The 16,471-nt window shown below is 63.1% G+C and carries 14 protein-coding genes; 4 read left to right on the top strand and 10 right to left on the bottom strand.

Annotation, left to right across the window (positions count from 1 at the left end; genetic code table 11):
• Window positions 1-19: 19 nt before the first annotated feature.
• The 5 genes from WJU18_RS24025 to WJU18_RS24005 form a co-directional block, all read right to left on the bottom strand.
• Window positions 20-1,186, bottom strand: a complete 1,167-nt coding sequence (locus WJU18_RS24025) for an alpha-hydroxy acid oxidase (RefSeq protein WP_423456171.1) — start codon at window positions 1,184-1,186, stop codon at window positions 20-22.
• Between the two features lie 254 nt (window positions 1,187-1,440).
• A complete protein-coding gene (locus tag WJU18_RS24020) occupies window positions 1,441-1,998 on the bottom strand; it encodes an HdeD family acid-resistance protein (RefSeq protein WP_423456170.1) in 558 nt (185 codons plus the stop codon).
• A gap of 131 nt (window positions 1,999-2,129) precedes the next feature.
• Window positions 2,130-2,648, bottom strand: coding sequence for a signal peptidase II (gene lspA, locus WJU18_RS24015; protein WP_423456168.1), 519 nt, complete (start codon window positions 2,646-2,648; stop codon window positions 2,130-2,132).
• 150 nt (window positions 2,649-2,798) lie between these two features.
• Complete coding sequence (gene ileS / locus WJU18_RS24010; RefSeq protein ID WP_423456167.1) at window positions 2,799-5,633, bottom strand: isoleucine--tRNA ligase; 2,835 nt, start codon at window positions 5,631-5,633, stop codon at window positions 2,799-2,801.
• A gap of 133 nt (window positions 5,634-5,766) precedes the next feature.
• Entirely contained in the window at window positions 5,767-6,789 is a 1,023-nt protein-coding gene (locus tag WJU18_RS24005; RefSeq protein WP_423456165.1) for a bifunctional riboflavin kinase/FAD synthetase, read from the bottom strand.
• Between the two features lie 175 nt (window positions 6,790-6,964).
• Here WJU18_RS24005 and WJU18_RS24000 point away from each other — a divergent pair, with 175 nt between their 5' ends.
• Window positions 6,965-7,522, top strand: coding sequence for an HNH endonuclease (locus WJU18_RS24000; RefSeq protein ID WP_423456164.1), 558 nt, complete (start codon window positions 6,965-6,967; stop codon window positions 7,520-7,522).
• A gap of 2 nt (window positions 7,523-7,524) precedes the next feature.
• Here the strand turns inward: WJU18_RS24000 and mdtD are convergent, their stop codons facing one another.
• The 4 genes from mdtD to WJU18_RS23980 all read right to left on the bottom strand — a co-directional run bounded on the left by mdtD (window position 7,525) and on the right by WJU18_RS23980 (window position 12,253).
• The gene (mdtD, locus tag WJU18_RS23995; protein ID WP_423456162.1) at window positions 7,525-8,952 is read right to left on the bottom strand and encodes a multidrug transporter subunit MdtD; all 1,428 of its coding nucleotides are present in this window, start codon (window positions 8,950-8,952) and stop codon (window positions 7,525-7,527) included.
• Window positions 8,953-9,185: 233 nt separating this feature from the next.
• Window positions 9,186-10,301: an acyl-CoA dehydrogenase family protein gene (locus tag WJU18_RS23990; protein ID WP_423456161.1), complete on the bottom strand. Its 1,116-nt coding sequence runs from the start codon at window positions 10,299-10,301 to the stop codon at window positions 9,186-9,188.
• A 33-nt stretch (window positions 10,302-10,334) separates the two neighbouring features.
• The gene (locus tag WJU18_RS23985) at window positions 10,335-11,543 is read right to left on the bottom strand and encodes an acyl-CoA dehydrogenase family protein (protein WP_423456160.1); all 1,209 of its coding nucleotides are present in this window, start codon (window positions 11,541-11,543) and stop codon (window positions 10,335-10,337) included.
• Window positions 11,543-12,253 (bottom strand): YceH family protein, encoded by a 711-nt coding sequence (locus WJU18_RS23980; protein WP_423456159.1) that lies wholly within the window; start codon window positions 12,251-12,253, stop codon window positions 11,543-11,545. The genes WJU18_RS23985 and WJU18_RS23980 overlap by 1 nt, the downstream gene beginning before the upstream one ends.
• Before the next feature lie 27 nt (window positions 12,254-12,280).
• On the opposite strand from WJU18_RS23980, the gene purN reads away from it, so the two are divergent.
• The 3 genes from purN (at window position 12,281) to WJU18_RS23965 (ending at window position 15,682) form a co-directional block, all read left to right on the top strand.
• On the top strand, window positions 12,281-12,859 hold the full coding sequence (gene purN, locus WJU18_RS23975) for a phosphoribosylglycinamide formyltransferase (RefSeq protein WP_423456157.1): 579 nt from the start codon (window positions 12,281-12,283) through the stop codon (window positions 12,857-12,859).
• Window positions 12,860-12,872: 13 nt separating this feature from the next.
• Window positions 12,873-14,159 carry an RsmB/NOP family class I SAM-dependent RNA methyltransferase gene (locus WJU18_RS23970; RefSeq protein WP_423461088.1) on the top strand — a complete coding sequence of 429 codons (1,287 nt, stop codon included), beginning with the start codon at window positions 12,873-12,875 and terminating at the stop codon, window positions 14,157-14,159.
• A 299-nt stretch (window positions 14,160-14,458) separates the two neighbouring features.
• The gene (locus WJU18_RS23965; protein ID WP_423456155.1) at window positions 14,459-15,682 is read left to right on the top strand and encodes a DesA family fatty acid desaturase; all 1,224 of its coding nucleotides are present in this window, start codon (window positions 14,459-14,461) and stop codon (window positions 15,680-15,682) included.
• A 79-nt stretch (window positions 15,683-15,761) separates the two neighbouring features.
• On the opposite strand, the gene WJU18_RS23960 is transcribed toward WJU18_RS23965, so the two are convergent.
• Window positions 15,762-16,397, bottom strand: coding sequence for a Crp/Fnr family transcriptional regulator (locus WJU18_RS23960; protein WP_423456154.1), 636 nt, complete (start codon window positions 16,395-16,397; stop codon window positions 15,762-15,764).
• Between the last annotated feature and the right edge of the window lie 74 nt (window positions 16,398-16,471).

Below are 16,471 nucleotides of genomic sequence, written 5' to 3'. Positions count from 1 at the left end.
GAAGGTAGATCGTTGTTCATCAGGAGCCGATCAGATCGGCCGTGACGTGGGCAACGTCTGCAACGCCGCACAGGCGCATGGATCGCGCCAGCTCATCGGTCAGAATTTCCAGCGCGCGTTCGGCCCCCGCCTGCCCGGCGGCCATGGCGCCGAACAGGGTGGCGCGGCCGATCAGAACGCCTCGCGCGCCCGCGGCGCAGGCCTTCAGCACATCCACGCCGCGCCGCACACCCCCATCCACCAGCACGGGAATCCGGCCGCCCGCGCCGCGAAGCACTTCAGGAAAGGCGCGGAACGTCGCCATGGCGCCATCGAGCTGGCGGCCGCCGTGATTGGAGACGATGATCGCATCACACCCCATGTCGGCCAATCTTTGTGCATCATCAGCACACATGACCCCTTTGACCACGAGCTTGCGGGGCCAAAGGTCGCGTAGCTGACGGAGCCGATCCCAATCAAACGTGGGGTCGTAGTTTCTGCCTACCGCGGAAGCCGCGTTCGCTGCGGTCGGCGCCGCGCGGTCGAGCCCTCGCAGATTCTCTGTGAACGGAAATCCGCGCATGGCCACAACGGCCGCCCACCGGGGGTGCTGAATGCCATCCCAGGCCACCTGGGGGGTCAGTTTGAAGGGAGCTCGGAAGCCGTTCCGGAGATCGCGCTCCCGTTTACCACCCACAGGGAGATCGACGGTGATCATCAGCGCTTCGTATTCCGCGACGCGGGCTCTTTCGATCAGCTTGTGCAGAAACGCCTGATCCTTCAGGATATAAGCTTGAAACCAGAGCCTGCCTGGCGCGGCTTCCGCGACCTGTTCAATGGAAGCGGTCGCCGATGTCGAGAGCGTGTAGGGAATGCCAAACCTGGCCGCGGCTTTGGCAATCGCGATGTCGCCGCCGCGCCTTCCGTAGCCTACCCCGCCTGTAGGCGCGATGCAGATCGGAAATCTGGCCGGTAAACCCAGCAGATCAATCTCGGTGTTGACGCGTTCCACATTGTTGAGGACACGGGGGCGGAGATAGGTCTCCTTGAAAGCTTGCCGGTTGGCGGACAGCGTCTGCTCTTCTTCCGCGCCGCCGTCGAAAAAATCGAACATGACACGCGGCAGATAACGCCTGGCTTCCTGTCTGAGGTCTTCTATGCAATGCGCGCGGGCTGCAATGGTGGCGTGGCGTCTGGTTCCAAACATGTTCAAATCAAATAAATACTCAGGAGCATCACTTCGCCAGCGTATCCGGCCTTGTGTTTCCTGAGGCTCCTCGCCAAGCAACCTTCTGTTTCGAGATTGGAAACAGCCATTTCAGGTAGTTCCACGTAGGAACGCCCGATGCAATGCACCGGGCGTTCAGCCGGGAAACAGGTTGAGCGCCAGGCCACGTTGGCTCTGGCGACACGCCGAATCACCGGCTGGCGAAACCTGATGCTCGGGCTATGAGGGCGACTTTATTGACCTAGCTTGCGCACCCGAAAGGCCAGCAGCACCATCAGCACGCCGAAGATGAAGGCATAGGCCGCGATCAGCCAAGCCACGGCCAGCGCGCCGGCGCCGGGATTCCAGATCATGAGTCCGCCGAAGACCACTGAAGCGAGGCCGCCCAGGCCCAGCAGCCACTCGCCTTCGATTTCCTTGCGCAGGCGAATGGCGGCCATGATTTGCAGCACCCCGGTAACGACTGCCCAGGCGGCGATGTACATCAGAAGCACCAAGCCCGTGATGCCGGGCACGGCGAAGGTCATCACGCCGGCAATGACACTGACAATGCCCCACAGCAGCAGTACCCACCATTGCGGATTGGTCTTGCGGTTGCTGATGGCCATCCATACCCCGAGCACGCCATCGATCACTGCATAGGCGCCGAACACCAGCACCAAGGCCGCCAGCGTGATGCCCGGTTGCGCCCAGGTGAGCACCGCAAACAGAATCGCGACCACACCGCGTAACAACACGACCCACCAGTTCCTGGAGAGAGCCGCAGCCAGGGAGTTTCCAATGGATGCCATGACGATACTCCTTTGGGTAGGGAATAAGCGTCCATCATAGTGAGTGATGCGCCATCGGCGCAAATCACGCGGGTCGGCGCGATTTAGCTGGCCTGAATCTGGGAGGCCCTCAGAGCCTTCCCATGGGGGCTCTAGCTGCTTTTCTTCACCCGTCTCAATTCGTCCAGAATCAGACCGATGGCTCCTACCGTGATCGCCATGTCAGCCACGTTGAACGCGGGAAAGTGCCCACGGTAGAAGAGCGGGCTCAGGAAGGACCAGTGGAAGTCCAGAAAGTCCACCACGTAACCGTGGAGCAACCGGTCGACCACGTTGCCGACCGCGCCGCCCATGATCATGCTCAGGCAGAAGGCGAACAGCTTCTGCCCTGGGTGCGAGCGCAGCAGCCAGATGATGAACAGCACGGCGGCGGTGGCCAGGGCCACGAAGAACCATCGCTGCCAGCCGCTGGCACCGGCCAGGAACGAAAATGCCGCGCCCGTGTTGTGGGCGCGCACCACGTTGAAGAAGCTCGTCACATAGGTGCTGTCGCCCAGTTGGTAGTTGCCCAGGATCAGTTGCTTGGTGAACTGATCGAGCACCACCACCAGCCCGGCCAGCGCCAGCCACACGGCCAGCGAAGGGCCTCCACCGCTGCTACCGCGTGCCATGTCCACTCTCCATGGCACAGTCCATCAAACGTAAACGTTCGAGAGGCTGCGGAGCAAGCCATGCGCGGGCTTTCGCGGAGCTGGCTTTGCCAGGCTGCTGAAAGCGTCCCCCCTCAGGGGGAGGGCGCGTATGCGACTCAGGGGGGCTCATCAAGCCACCGACCGGGATTCGCCCGTGCCGTATAAATTGCTGATACAGCGGCCGCAGAGCGTGGGGTGCTCGGCATGCTGGCCAACATCCGGCATGTAGTGCCAGCAGCGCTCGCACTTGGTGTCTTTCGAAGCACTGGCGGCGACCGAGAGCGTTTCGCCCTGTTGCAGCTCAATGGCGGAGGTGATGAAGACGAACTTCAGATCTTCGCCAAGGCTGGCCAGCAGCGCGTGATCATCGGCCTGCGCGGTGAGCACCACGTTGGCTTGCAGGGAGGAGCCCACGGCGCCCTTTTCGCGTAGCGCCTCGATATCCTTGTTGACCAGATCGCGGATCTCGCGAATGCGCGCCCACTTGGCCAGCAACGCAGCATCAGGCTCGCCAAACGACCAGTATTCCTCGAAGAAGATCGAATCGCCTTTGCCCACCAGTTTCCAAGCTTCCTCGGCGGTGAAGCTGAGGAATGGGGCCATCCAGCGAAGCATGGCTTGCGTCAACTGCCATAGCGCGGTTTGAGCGCTGCGGCGGGCGAGCGACTGGGGTGCGGTGGTGTAGAGGCGGTCCTTCAGGACATCGAGGTAGAAGCCGCCCAGGTCTTCCGAGCAGAAGAGCTGGAGCTTGGCGACGACGGGGTGGAATTCATACACCTCGTAGTGCGCGAGCACGTCCTTCTGGAATTCGGCGGCGCGGGAGAGCGCCCAGCGGTCGATTTCCAGCAACTGGCCAGCCGGTACGGCATCCTTGGCTGGGTCGAAGTCGCTGGTGTTGGCCAGCAGGAAGCGCAGTGTGTTGCGGATGCGGCGATAGGCGTCGATCACGCGGGCCATGATCTTGTCATCGCCAGCGATATCGCCGGAGTAGTCGCTCGCGGCCACCCACAAGCGCAGGATCTCGGCACCCCACTTCTTGTTGGCTTCCTGCAGATTGATGCCGTTGCCGAGCGATTTGCTCATCTTGCGGCCTTGCGCGTCGACGGTGAAACCGTGCGTGAGCAGGCTGCGGTAGGGCGCCCGGCCCCGGACAGCCGAGGCCAGCAGCAGGGAAGAGTGGAACCAACCGCGGTGCTGATCATGGCCTTCGAGGTACATATCGGCCTCGGGGCCGCTCGTGTGGTGCTCGTTCGGATGCGTGCCGCACAGCACATGATCGAAGGTTGAGCCGGAGTCGAACCACACTTCCAGAATGTCGTTGCTCTTGTTGTAGTGCTTGGCGTCTTCGTCGCCCAGGATTTCTTCCGCCGTCACCCGGCTCCAGGCCTCGATGCCGCCCTGATCGATGATGTCAGCGGCCTGGTCGAGGATCTCCATGGTGCGCGGATGCAGCTCGTCGGTCTCCTTGTGCAGGAAGAACGCGATTGGCACGCCCCAGGAGCGCTGGCGGCTGATCACCCAGTCCGGCCGGCCCGCGATCATGTCGCGCAGGCGGGTTTTGCCTGAAGGCGGGTAGAACGCGGTGCTTTCAATGGCGCGCAGCGCGGTGGTGCGCAGCGACTCGGGCGCTTTGTCCTTCGTGAACACACCCTCGCCCTCGTCCATGCGCACGAACCACTGGGAGGCTGCGCGGTAGATGACCGGCGACTTGTGGCGCCAGCAGTGAGGGTAGCTGTGCGAGATGGTGCTGGTGGCGAGCAGACGGCCGGCGTCCTGCAGTGTCTTGATGATCACCGGCACGGCTTTCCAGATGTCCAGCCCGCCAAAAAGCGGGAAATCGGCCGCATAGCTGCCGCCGCCCTGCACGGGGTTCAGGATGTCGGCATGCGCCAGGCCATGCGAGACGCAAGAGTTGAAATCCTCGATACCGTAGGCGGGCGCGGAGTGCACGATACCCGTACCGTCAGAGTCGGTGGCGTAGTCGGCCAGGTAGACGGGCGAGAGGCGCTTGTAGCCTTCATGGACGTCATAGAGCGGGTGCTTGAACTCCAGGCCACCCAGCTTGTCGCCCATCGTGGTCGCGATGACCTGGCCTTCAAGGCCAAAGCGCTTCAGGCTGTCTTCAACGCGGGCCTTGGCCAGCACCAGCAGGCCCTTGGGCGTGTCGACCAGCGCATACTCGATGTGCGGCCCCAGGTTGAGCGCCTGGTTGGCCGGGATCGTCCACGCGGTGGTGGTCCAGATGATGATGAAGGCGGGCTTGTCCAGCTGCTTCAAGCCGAAGGCGGCGGCCAGCTTGGCGGGCTCGGCGGCTTCGAAGGCGACGTCGACGGTGTTGCTCTTCTTGTCCTGGTATTCGATCTCGGCCTCGGCCAGGGCAGAGCCGCAATCGAAGCACCAGTAGACGGGCTTCAGGCCCCGGTAGACGAAGCCGCGCTCGATCAGGCGCTTGAACAGGCGCAGTTCGCGCGCCTCGTTCGGCTTGTTCATGGTCTTGTAAGGGTTGTCCCATTCGCCCAGCACACCCTGGCGCTTGAAATCGCTCATCTGCAGGGCGATCTGCTCGGTGGCATAGGCGCGGCTCTTGGCTTGCATCTCATCGCGCGAGAGATTGCGGCCATAGAGCTTTTCGATCTGGTTTTCGATCGGCAGGCCGTGGCAGTCCCAGCCCGGCACGTAATGCGCATCCAGCCCCTTGAGCTGGCGTGCCTTGACGATCATGTCCTTGAGGATCTTGTTGACGGCATGGCCACTGTGCAGCTGGCCGTTGGCGTAGGGCGGGCCGTCGTGCAGGATGAATTTTTCCCGTCCGGCGCGGGCTTGGCGAAGGCGCTTGTAAAGGCCTGTCTCATCCCATTCCTGGATCCAGCCAGGCTCGCGCTTGGGCAGATCACCGCGCATGGGGAAGGGGGTGTCAGGCAGATTGAGCGTCTTGCGGTAATCGGTTTTGTTCTCGGTGCTCATGGGGCGACAACCTTGCGGAAATAGGAGCGAATCAAAAATCGAATCAGCCGCTTGCGCCGGGAGGGCGCAGGGGGCCATGGAATCGGGAGCGGGGCGCTGAAGCGGACAAGGCAAAGGGGCGTCCGCCGCCCCTTCAAATTCGCTCCGCAGGCGCGGCCAGCCAGGCGCGTGCGTCGGCGCAATCGCGCGCTATGCCTTCGGTTAGGGCCGCCAGGCTGTGATAGCGCAATTCATCATGCAGTTTGTGCAGCAGATCCACGCGGATGATTTTACCGTAGGCCCCTTCGGGCCCCAGATGCGAGGGCCAATCCAGCACATGCGTCTCCAGCAGCACGCGGCCGCCGTTGACGTCATTCGGATCCAGCGAGGGCCTCACACCCAGGTTGGCCACGCCGGGCAGCGGCTGATCGGCCAGCCCATGAACCTGCACCACGAAAATGCCGCTGGCGGCCGGCTTCCAGGCGTGGGAGCGGCGCGAAAAGCGCAGGTTCAGGGTGCGAAAACCGTCCGCGCGGCCGGGCGCCGTTTCGGCCAGCGCACGGCCGAGCTTGCGCCCGTGCACGACGTGTCCGCTGATGGAGTAAGGGCGGCCCAGCAGGGCGGCGGCATCTTTCAGGTTGCCGGCGGCCAGGGCTTCGCGGACGGCTGACGAGGACACACGCAGGCCATGCACCTCATAGCTCATCATGCGGGCCACGTCGAAGCCATGGCGTTGGCCGGCGGCATCGAGCATGGCATAGTCGCCCGCGCGCTTGGCGCCGAAGCGGAAATCATCGCCCACCAGGACATAGCGCACCCCCAGGCCTTCCAGCAGCACCTCGTGGATGAAGTCTTCCGGCGCTTGGGAGGCGAGGGCTGCATTGAAGGGCAGCACGATGGCTTGATCGACCCCGCAGCGGGCCAGTTCGGTCAGCTTGTCGCGCAAGGTGGTGATGCGCGCAGGGGCCAGGTCGGGCTTGTGCAGCACGGCGGCAAAGTGGTCCCGCGGGTGCGGCTCGAAGGTCATCACGCAGCTGGGGACGCCCCGGTGCGCGGCCTCGTTTCTCAGCAGCGCCAGCATGGCCTGGTGACCACGGTGCACGCCGTCGAAGTTGCCGATGGTGAGGGCGCAACCCGGCGCGATGCCGGGGTGGCGCAGGCCGCGGTAGATCTTCATTGGGAAAATATTCTTTTGATAGCGTCTTGTGCAACACCCGTGCAGCCGAGACGTGAAAGTGTCATTAAAACTAGCGTATATTGTGACTTGAACCGGGAACACAAGCCAAACGCAGGCGCTGCCGGTTCATCACGCTGTCGGTTGAGTGGCTCATTGCTGTTTGAAGGAGGCGTTAGTGAAGGTTTTGAAGCTTTCGGCCCAGGGCTTGCCGCAATCATGGATTTCGCTGGAACAGGCGGTGATCCACTATGCGGCGGAAGAGGTGCGCTGGGAAGCAGGTGCGCAGGTGGCCGTGTTTCACGGCGGCCACAACGCGATCACCGGAATGCAGTCGATCATCACGGTCAACAGCATCATCGGCACCCGTGGCGTGCCCAATATCAATCCCTTCGATCTGCGTCCAGGCCTCACCAACAGCAAGCTGTTCGCGCGCGACCGCAATATCTGCGCCTATTGTGGCGACCATTTCCACGAAACCGAACTCACCCGGGAGCACATCATTCCCCAAGGCCAGAAAGGCCGGGATATCTGGATGAACGTGGTGACCGCCTGCCGCGCCTGCAACCACCGCAAGAGCAACCGTACGCCCGAGCAGGCGCGCATGCCGCTGCTCTATGCGCCTTACGTGCCCAGCTTGTGGGAAGATTTCATATTGCGCAATCGGCGTATCCTGGCCGACCAGATGGAGTTCCTCATGGCGCATTTACCGAAGGATTCCCGCCTGCACGGCTAGGCCTACCCCGGATCTCCCGCGTCATGTTCGGGCGTAGCCTGATTGCCGGTTTCGTTGCCCAACTGCCAGAAAATCCAGGCTGTCCAGGCCGTGATGATGCCGATGCAGACGAAAGTGGCGCGGAACGCGCTGAGCGCCTCGCGGGGGTCCGGCGTGGCGAACCAGCCTTGGAAGACCGCCAGCAGTCCGGCGGATACCGTCACGCCCAGGCTCATGGAGAGCATCTGTACCATGGAGAGCATGCCATTGCCGCTGCTGGCGCGCGCCACGTCCAGGTCTTTCAGCGTCACGGCGTTCATGGCCGTGAACTGCATCGAGTTGACGGCGCCGAAGCACGCCATCTGAAGCACACGCAGCCACAGCGGTTGACCGGGCCACATCAGGGCGAAGCTGGCCATCAGCAGGCCCAATACCAGGGTGTTGCCCGCCAATACGCGGCGATAGCCGAAGTGCTTGATGATGCGCGTGGTGGAGCGTTTCATGGCCATGCTGGCCAGGGCCACCGGTAGCATCAGCATGCCGGCTTGCGCGGGGCTGTAGCCCATGCTGAGCTGCATCGTGAGCGGAATCATGTAGGGCATGGCGCCCGAACCGATGCGCGCGAACAGATTGCCCAGCAGGCCGACGCGGAAACTCTGCACTTCGAAGAGCCGCGGCGAGAACAGCGGCGCAGGGTGTTTGAGCGCGTGCAGCCAGTAGGCCGCGAGGGCGGCCAGCCCACCCAGCAGCAGTACGAGCACCGTGGCATGGCGCAGGCCCAGGCTGGACAGGCCATCCATGGAGATCGAAATGGCCAACATCGAGGCCGTGAGCAGCAAGTAACCGGAAAGGTCGAAGCGGGACTGGCCGTCACCCCGCAAGTTGGGCATCCAGCGCAGCGTGGCCAGTGCGCCGATCACGCCGACGGGGATGTTGATCAGGAAAATCCAGTGCCAGGAGACCGCTTCGACGATCCAGCCCCCCAGTGTGGGGCCGATCAAAGGGCCCACCAGCCCCGGTATGGCCACGAAGCTCATGGCTTCCAGGAATTTTTCGCGTGGAAAGGCGCGCAGGATGGTCAGGCGCCCTACCGGCAGCAACATGGCGCCGCCGGTGCCCTGCAGCACGCGCGCCGCTACCAGTTGATCCAGCTGCGTGGACGCCGCGCAGGCCGCGGAGCCCAGGGTGAACAGGACGATGGCTGAAAAGAAGACGCGTTGGGTGCCAAAGCGGTCGGCCAGCCAGCCTGAAGCCGGGATCAGCGCCGCCATGGTCAGCGCGTAGGCCACCACCACCGACTGCATGCGCAGCGGGCTTTCCCCCAGGCTGCGGGCCATGCCCGGCAAGGCCGTATTGACGATGGTGCCATCCAGCGTCTGCATGAAAAAGCCGACGGCCACGAGCCACAGCAGGAGACGAGGGGAGTGGGTGGGCGTCGTGGTAGTCGGCATGCAGCGAGTCCCGAATGGGTAGCCGCAATGATAGCGAGGGTTCGTTTATCTCTTCCGTGAACCCGGCCCCATGTGCGTGAGGGCGCCTAAACGTCCCCTCGTCATTCCCGCGAAGGCGGGAATCCAGTAGCAGCCTTCCCAAGTTCCCCGGATTTCCGCCCTCGCAGAAATGACGAGAGGGTAGGGTGCCTTGTGATACGCCCCTGCAACTGAGAAAGCCCTGATACCCTGAATCAGGCAAATACCCCAGCGGTTTCCTGCATGCGGGCAGACACTTCACCCAGGTGGTGCATCGTGTCGCCGTAGGTCATTTCAAGCTGCGTGAGCTTCTTGAAATAATGGCTGCCCGCATACTCGTCGGTCACTCCGATGCCGCCGTGCAATTGCACCGATTGCTGGCCGACGAAGCGCATCGACTGCCCCAGCTGCACTTTGGCGCGGGAAAGCGCCTGCCGCCGGTCGGCTTCCGCTTCGCCCAGCTTCAGGCTGGCGTAATAGCTCATGCTGCGGGCGAGTTCGAGTTGCATCTTCATATCGGCCACGCGGTGGCGCAGCGCCTGGAAGCTGGCAATGACCACGCCGAACTGCTTGCGCTGATTCATGTACTCGACCGTCATGGCAACGGTTTTGTCCATCGTACCCACACCTTCTGCGCAAGCGCAGGTGATGCCAATGTCCACCGCGAAGGTCAGCGCCGCCAGGCCATCAGCGGTGATGAGCTGGGCAGGGGCGTTGTCGAGCTTGAGATCGGCCGCGCGGGCTTCATCCTGCGTGAGGTAGCCGCGTGTGCTCACACCCTGTGCGGAGCGCTCCACCAGGAACAAGGCCAGTTTGCCGTCGAGCGCGGCTGGCACCACGAACGCGTCGGCCTGGTCGCCCGCGGGCACGATGTTCTTCAGCGCCGTGACGGTGTAGCCGCTGCCCGCCTTGGCGGCCTTGGCCTCGCACACATCGAGGCGGTAGCGGGCTTTGCGTTCCTGGTGCGCCAGCACCACCAGCGCCTCGCCGCTGGCAATCTTGGGCAGCCACTGCTGCTTGGCTTCAGGCGAACCGTAGGCCTGAATGGTGGCACTCGTCACGAAGGCCTGCGCGAGTGGCTCGCAGACGATGCCGCGCCCGAGCTCTTCAAGAACCACCATGGCTTCCACGGGGCCCATGCCCAGGCCGCCGTTGTCTTCGCTGATGTAGATGCCTGCCAGGCCCAGTTCGGCCAACTCGCCGTACACCCCGCGGTCGAAGCCGCCAGCCTCCACGATCTTGCGGCGGCGCTCGAAGTCGTAGCTCTTTTCAACCCACTTGGCGACGGCATCCCGCAGGGCTTGCTGGTCGTCGGAAAAATCGAAGTCCATGTTTTTCTGCCTTTGATCTGTTGGGCCGCGGCTTCAGCCGAGAACCGTTTGCGCGACGATGTTGCGCTGCACTTCGTTGGAGCCGCCGTAGATGGTGGTCTTGCGATAGTTGAAGTAGTTCGGCGCCAAAGGCGCGTTGGCCACATCGCCGCCAGGGAAACCCTGCAGACCCGCCGCGGCGGCCTGATCGCCCTGCCAGCCGGCTTCCATGGCTTCATAGATGAAAGGCAGGCTGTAGGGGCCTGCGGCCAGCATCATGAGCTCGGTGTAGCGCTGCTGGATTTCACTGCCCTTGATCTTGAGCAGGCCCGCGATGTCGAGCGAGTTCCGGCCCGACTTCTCGGCCGACAGTACCCGCAGCACCATCATTTCAAGGGCCACCACGTCCACCTCCAGCAGCGCGATCTGATCGCGGAAGCGCTGGTCGTCATACACGCCTTCGGCCTTGGCGATGCGCTTGAGGCGCTCGAGCTCGCGCTTGGCGCGGTTCACGTCGGCGATGTTGGTCCGCTCATGGCTCAGCAGGTGCTTGGCGTAGGTCCAGCCCTTGTTTTCTTCGCCGATCAGGTTTTCCACCGGCACTTCGACGTTGTCGAAGAACACGTCGTTCACTTCGCACTCGCCGTCGAGCAGCTTGATCGGCCGCACGGTCAAACCGGGCGACTTCATGTCGATCAGCAGGAAGGAGATGCCTGTCTGCGGCTTGCCCTCGGTGCTGGTGCGCACGAGGTTGAACATCCAGTCGCCATGCTGGCCCAGCGTGGTCCAGGTTTTCTGGCCGTTCACGATGTATTTGTCGCCCTTGCGCTCGGCCTTGGTGCGAACGGAGGCCAGGTCGGAGCCCGATCCCGGCTCGCTGTAGCCCTGGCTCCACCACACTTCTCCGCTGGCAATGCCGGGCAGGAAGCGCTCGTGCTGCTCCTTGTTGCCGAAGGCCTGGATCACGGGGGCCACCATCACGGGGCCGAAAGGCACGATGCGCGGCGCGCCGGCCATGGCCAGTTCTTCCTCGAACAGGTGTTTCTGCACTGCGTTCCAGCCCGGGCCGCCGAACTGCTTGGGCCAACCGTAGCCCAGCCAACCCTTCTTGCCCAGAATCTTGGCCCAGCGCTGCATGTCGTCGCGCGAGAGGCGCTGGGCGCTGTGGACCTTGTCCGAAATATCTTTGGGCAGGGCCTCTGCGACCCAGGCGCGAATGTCTTCGCGAAACTGTTGCTCTTGGGGGGTGAATGCGAGATCCATCAATTTATCTCCGTTGACTCTGCGTTTGTATCATGAGGTGCCGCGCCGGCCGGTCCGGCCGGTGACACCCCCAGCTCAGTGCACAGGCGCATGACAGTGGCCTTCAGCGCGGCTACTTCGGCCTCCAGTGCGGCCAGCCGCTCGTTCGTGCCGCTGGCGGGCGCGCTCAGTGGGCTCACCGCGTGCGCGAGGCTGGCTTCGTTGACAGGGCCGCACAGCAAATGGGCCCAGCGGTCCTCGCGCGTGCCGGGCGCGCGCGGCAGGCGTACCACCAGCGGGCCGCCTTTTTCCTCGGAGCGCTCACGCAACTCCTCGAGAAAACCTTCCACCGATGAAATGTCGGCAAACCGGTACCAGCGCTCCGTATTGATGCGCAGCTCGCCCGCGGTTTGCGGCCCGCGCAGCATCAGCAGGCCCAGCAGCACCGAGGACTGCTCGGGCACGCCCACGCCACGCTGGAAGTTGTGCTCGTAGCGGGCCACGCGGCCGCCACTGGCCTCGCGCACCAGATCCAGGCGGCGCAGGTCGTCAAGCGCCTCCTGCGCTTCGGCCTCGCTGACGTTCATCACCGGCTCGCGGCTGGTCTTTTGGTTGCACCCCGTCACGACGCCATTGAGGGACAACGGGTACGTGTCGGGCACAGTACGCGCTTTTTCCATCAGGGTGGCCAGCACACGGGCTTCAATGGGAGTCAGAGAGCGGAGAGTCATCTCCCAAGGATAATCCCAGGAGACGTTATGAAAAACATCGTAATCCTGATTTCTGGCACCGGCTCCAACATGGCAGCCATCGTGCATGCTGCCGGCCGCGAGCGCTGGGCTGAGCGCATCGGAGCCCGCGTCGCGGCGGTGATCAGCAACCGGCCCGGCGCCACGGGCCTGCAGGTGGCCCGCGATGCGGGCATTGCCACGGCCGTGGTCGATCACAAATCCTATGCGAGGCGCGAAGAGTTCGATGCGGCACTTCAGGCCGCGATCGACGCGCACGATCCCGCCTTGGTGGTGCTGGCCGGTTTCATGCGCATTCTCACGCCGGAATTCGTCGCGCACTACGCGGGGCGTATCATCAACATTCATCCCTCGCTGCTCCCGGCTTTTCCCGGGTTGCACACGCACCAGCGAGCCATCGAGGCAGGGTGCCAAGTGGCGGGCACCACGGTGCATCTGGTCACCGCGGAGTTGGATCACGGTCCCATTCTGGCGCAAGCCGTGGTTCCGGTTCTGGCCGGCGACACGGCAGATACCCTGGCAGCCCGAGTGTTGACGCAGGAACATCTGATCTACCCGCGCGCCGTTGCCGAGTGGCTTCAGCATTGAAGTTAAACCCGTGATACCTCCCAAAGCCCTGCTCACTGCCGCTACCGAACTGCTCCGGCTGGCGCTGACTTTCGAGCACCCCTTCGATGCTGTGGCACAGCGCTTTTTCCGCGAACAACGCTCGTTGGGGCCGCGTGAACGTGCCCTTCTGGCCGATGCGGCCTATACCGTGCTGCGCCGCCTGCGCTGGTTCGATCAACTGGCGAGCACGGGCAAGGGCCCGCGCGAACGCAGGCTGGCCCTTTTGGCCCTGGCATCAGGCGATCCGGACGCGGGCCGGTGGCTGGCTGTACTGGAGAGCAGCGAAGCCGCGTGGCTTGAAAGCTGCCTCCAGGCCGCTCAAGCGCCATTGAGCGAATGGCCTGAGGCCTGTCGTCACAACCTGCCCGATTGGCTGGCCGAGCGTTTGCAGGCTCAGGTGGGAGAGGGCGAGTTCCTTCCGCTTGCGCAATCCCTTCTTGATACCGCGCCGCTCGACGTGCGCGTCAATCTCCTGCAGGAAAAGCGCGCTCAGATTCAAGCCGAGCTTTCAAAAGTCGCTATCGAGAGCGAAGCGACTCCGTATTCTCCTTGGGGCCTACGATTGAAGAGTAAGCACTCACTTTCAAAAAATGATGCTTATCTGCGCGGTGCCATCGAGGTGCAGGATGAAGGCTCGCAACTGCTGGCATTGCTGTTGGACGCCCGCCGGGGCGAGATGGTGGCTGATTTCTGCGCTGGCGCGGGCGGCAAGACCCTGGCCATTGGCGCGGCCATGCGCAATACCGGGCGGCTGTATGCCTTCGACACCTCTGCCCACCGCTTGCAGGCTTTGCAGCCCCGTCTGGCCAAAAGTGGGCTGGATATTGTCTACCCCAGCGCCATTGCCCATGAAAATGATGTGCGGCTGGCCCGGTTAGCGGGCAAGATGGACCGCGTGCTGGTCGATGCCCCCTGTTCCGGCCTGGGGACCTTGCGGCGCAGCCCTGATCTGAAATGGCGAACGTCAGCGGCTGAAATCCTGGCCGTGCAGGAACGCCAGCATGCCATCTTGGCGGCCGCTGCGCGCCTGCTCAAACCGGGCGGGCGGCTTGTCTATGCCACCTGCAGCCTGCTGGAAGAGGAAAACGAAGCCGTGGCCAAGGCGTTTGAGACCGTGCACAGCGGCTTTTCGACACTGGGCCTGGGCGGTGTACTGGGGGCCCTGCGCGTTCCACAGGCCGAAAGCCTGTGTTCTCCCGATGGCCAGTACCTTCGCCTGTGGCCTCATCGCCACGCGACCGATGGTTTCTTCGCGGCCGCCTGGGTACGCAGCCGCTGAGCTTCAGGGCTCATTTCCTGCAGCGAAAGCGGCAAATCGGCGCTGCGACGGCATATTTTGGGCAGAAACAAGGGTTGAATTCCCCAAAAACTGACGCAAATCAAGCATCACGCCCTTCTGTCACCTATGGAATGGTTTTTTTGTGACGGAGAATTTAAAATAGAACCTTTCTGGCGGGTGTCTACTCCAAATCCAGGAGAACATCGGGGAATACCAATGATTTTCCACGTCAGCCCGCGCCGGTGGCGCACCCAGGTTCCTGCGGTCAGCAGGGATATTTTGTAAAGACTTCCCTTTTTATGACGCTTTTTCTTGATTCTCCGGTGGTGAACGGCGCTGTGAACTGGCTGGCCAACGGCGTGCTGGATCTCGCTTGGTGGCAGGTGCTGCTGATCGGCCTGGTGCTCACGCACATCACCATTGTCAGCGTCACTCTGTATCTGCACCGGCATTCGGCGCACCGTGCGCTCGATCTGCACCCCGCGGTCAAGCATTTCTTCCGCTTCTGGCTGTGGATGACCACCGGCATGACGACCAAGGCCTGGACAGCCATCCACCGCAAGCACCACGCCAAGTGCGAGCAGGAGGAAGATCCGCACAGCCCGCAAATCTACGGCCTGAAAAAGGTCATGTGGGAGGGCGCGGAACTCTACAGGGCCGAAGCCAAGAACGAAGACACCCTGAACCGCTACGGCCACGGCACCCCCGACGATTGGCTGGAGCGCAACCTCTACAGCGGTCACTCGATATGGGGCATTAGCCTGATGCTGATCATCGACGTGGTGCTGTTCGGCGCTTTGGGCGCCGCACTGTGGGCCATGCAGATGGCATGGATCCCGTTCTGGGCCGCAGGCGTGGTCAATGGCGTGGGCCACTTCTGGGGCTACCGCAACTTCGAGGCGCAAGACGCCAGCACCAACCTGACGCCCTGGGGCATCATCATCGGTGGCGAAGAACTGCACAACAACCACCATACCTATCCCACGTCGGCCAAGTTCTCCGTCAAGCCCTACGAATTCGATATCGGCTGGGTCTATATCAGCCTGCTTTCCAAGTTGGGCTTGGCCAACGCGAAGAAAACGCCGCCGCGCCTCACCTATGGCGAAGTGCGTCCCGTGGCGGACGAAAAAACCCTGGAAGCCGTCATCGCCCACCGCTACGAGGTGATGGCAGGCTACGCTGGTCAGATGCGTGATCAACTGGCCAAGGAAGTGGCCGCGCTGAAGGCAGGCGCCGTAGATGCCCAGATCGTCAAGGCGGCCACGCGCTGGCTGCACCGCGATGCCGAAAAAGTGCCTGCTTCCGCTGCTGCGCAGTTGACGCAAGCTCGCGCCACTTGGCCCGTGCTGGACAAAATGGTGACCATGCGCGAAGAGCTGCGCCAGATCTGGCTCAACACCGGCCGCAACCGCGAGCAGCTCACAGCTGATCTGCAGGCATGGTGCAAGCGTGCCGAGGAGAGCGGTATCACCGCGCTGCGCGAGTTTTCCCTGAAGCTGCGGGCGGTGCGCGTCGCCACCTGATCGCATAGTGCCCCCAAAAGAAAAGCCCCGAAAGGGGCTTTTCTTTTTCGTCTGCTCCTAGTCTGCTTCTTATTGGAGATCAAGCTCCCGCGAGCACACGCAGCCCGTGCAAATCGGTCAGATTCAGTACGCGGCCTGACCCGCTGATCAGGTGGCGCTCGCGCAAATGGCGCAGCACACGCGAGAATGTTTCGGGTGCGATACCCAATTCCGCCGCGATCAGGCGCTTGCGCCGGCGCAGTGGCACGGCCAAGGCATTAGGTGCGTCTTCCGCTGGCTCTGCATGGCGCAGCAACCACTCGGCACAACGGGCTTCCGCATCCTTGGCCAGGCGGCTGACGACCAGTTCGGCTTGCTGCCGATGAGCGAGCGCCACGTCGCGCAGTACTTTCAGCGCCGGGCTGGGCAACTCCGCCAGGCTCGCTTCGAATACATCGAGCGGTACACGCCGCACCTGCACCTCGGTGTCGGCGATGGCATCCACTACCGGCGCAAGTTCCAGCACGGCACAGCTTGCATTGAGCCACGAAGGGCCCTCGACAGTACCCATCTGGTGTGCCAGAACGCCGCTTTCCGCGACGCCCAGCGCGACGCGGCCTGCATCGATATGCAGCACATCGGCGGAAGCGGCATCGGCACGCCGCATCAATTGGGTGCCCGCCGGCAGCGTCCAGATATCACCTGGCGAGTCTTCCAGAGGCATGAGGGTAAACATGGCCGAACTTTGCCGTGCCGGAGCGGGAGAAGCATTGATGCATATCAAAAAAGAGCGCCCTGGCGGACGGTGCG

It is taken from the genome of Ottowia sp. VDI28 (assembly GCF_049532675.1).
GTDB lineage: Bacteria > Pseudomonadota > Gammaproteobacteria > Burkholderiales > Burkholderiaceae_C > Ottowia.
This window is presented reverse-complemented; position numbering and strand designations above follow the sequence as displayed.

Coding starts and splice junctions, on each gene's coding strand:
- WJU18_RS24025 (WP_423456171.1), bottom strand. CDS start 1,186: ATGTTTGGAACCAGACGCCACGCCACCATTGCAGCCCGCGCGCATTGC.
- WJU18_RS24020 (WP_423456170.1), bottom strand. CDS start 1,998: ATGGCATCCATTGGAAACTCCCTGGCTGCGGCTCTCTCCAGGAACTGG.
- lspA (WP_423456168.1), bottom strand. CDS start 2,648: ATGGCACGCGGTAGCAGCGGTGGAGGCCCTTCGCTGGCCGTGTGGCTG.
- ileS (WP_423456167.1), bottom strand. CDS start 5,633: ATGAGCACCGAGAACAAAACCGATTACCGCAAGACGCTCAATCTGCCT.
- WJU18_RS24005 (WP_423456165.1), bottom strand. CDS start 6,789: ATGAAGATCTACCGCGGCCTGCGCCACCCCGGCATCGCGCCGGGTTGC.
- mdtD (WP_423456162.1), bottom strand. CDS start 8,952: ATGCCGACTACCACGACGCCCACCCACTCCCCTCGTCTCCTGCTGTGG.
- WJU18_RS23990 (WP_423456161.1), bottom strand. CDS start 10,301: ATGGACTTCGATTTTTCCGACGACCAGCAAGCCCTGCGGGATGCCGTC.
- WJU18_RS23985 (WP_423456160.1), bottom strand. CDS start 11,543: ATGGATCTCGCATTCACCCCCCAAGAGCAACAGTTTCGCGAAGACATT.
- WJU18_RS23980 (WP_423456159.1), bottom strand. CDS start 12,253: ATGACTCTCCGCTCTCTGACTCCCATTGAAGCCCGTGTGCTGGCCACC.
- purN (WP_423456157.1), top strand. CDS start 12,281: ATGAAAAACATCGTAATCCTGATTTCTGGCACCGGCTCCAACATGGCA.
- WJU18_RS23965 (WP_423456155.1), top strand. CDS start 14,459: ATGACGCTTTTTCTTGATTCTCCGGTGGTGAACGGCGCTGTGAACTGG.
- WJU18_RS23960 (WP_423456154.1), bottom strand. CDS start 16,397: ATGTTTACCCTCATGCCTCTGGAAGACTCGCCAGGTGATATCTGGACG.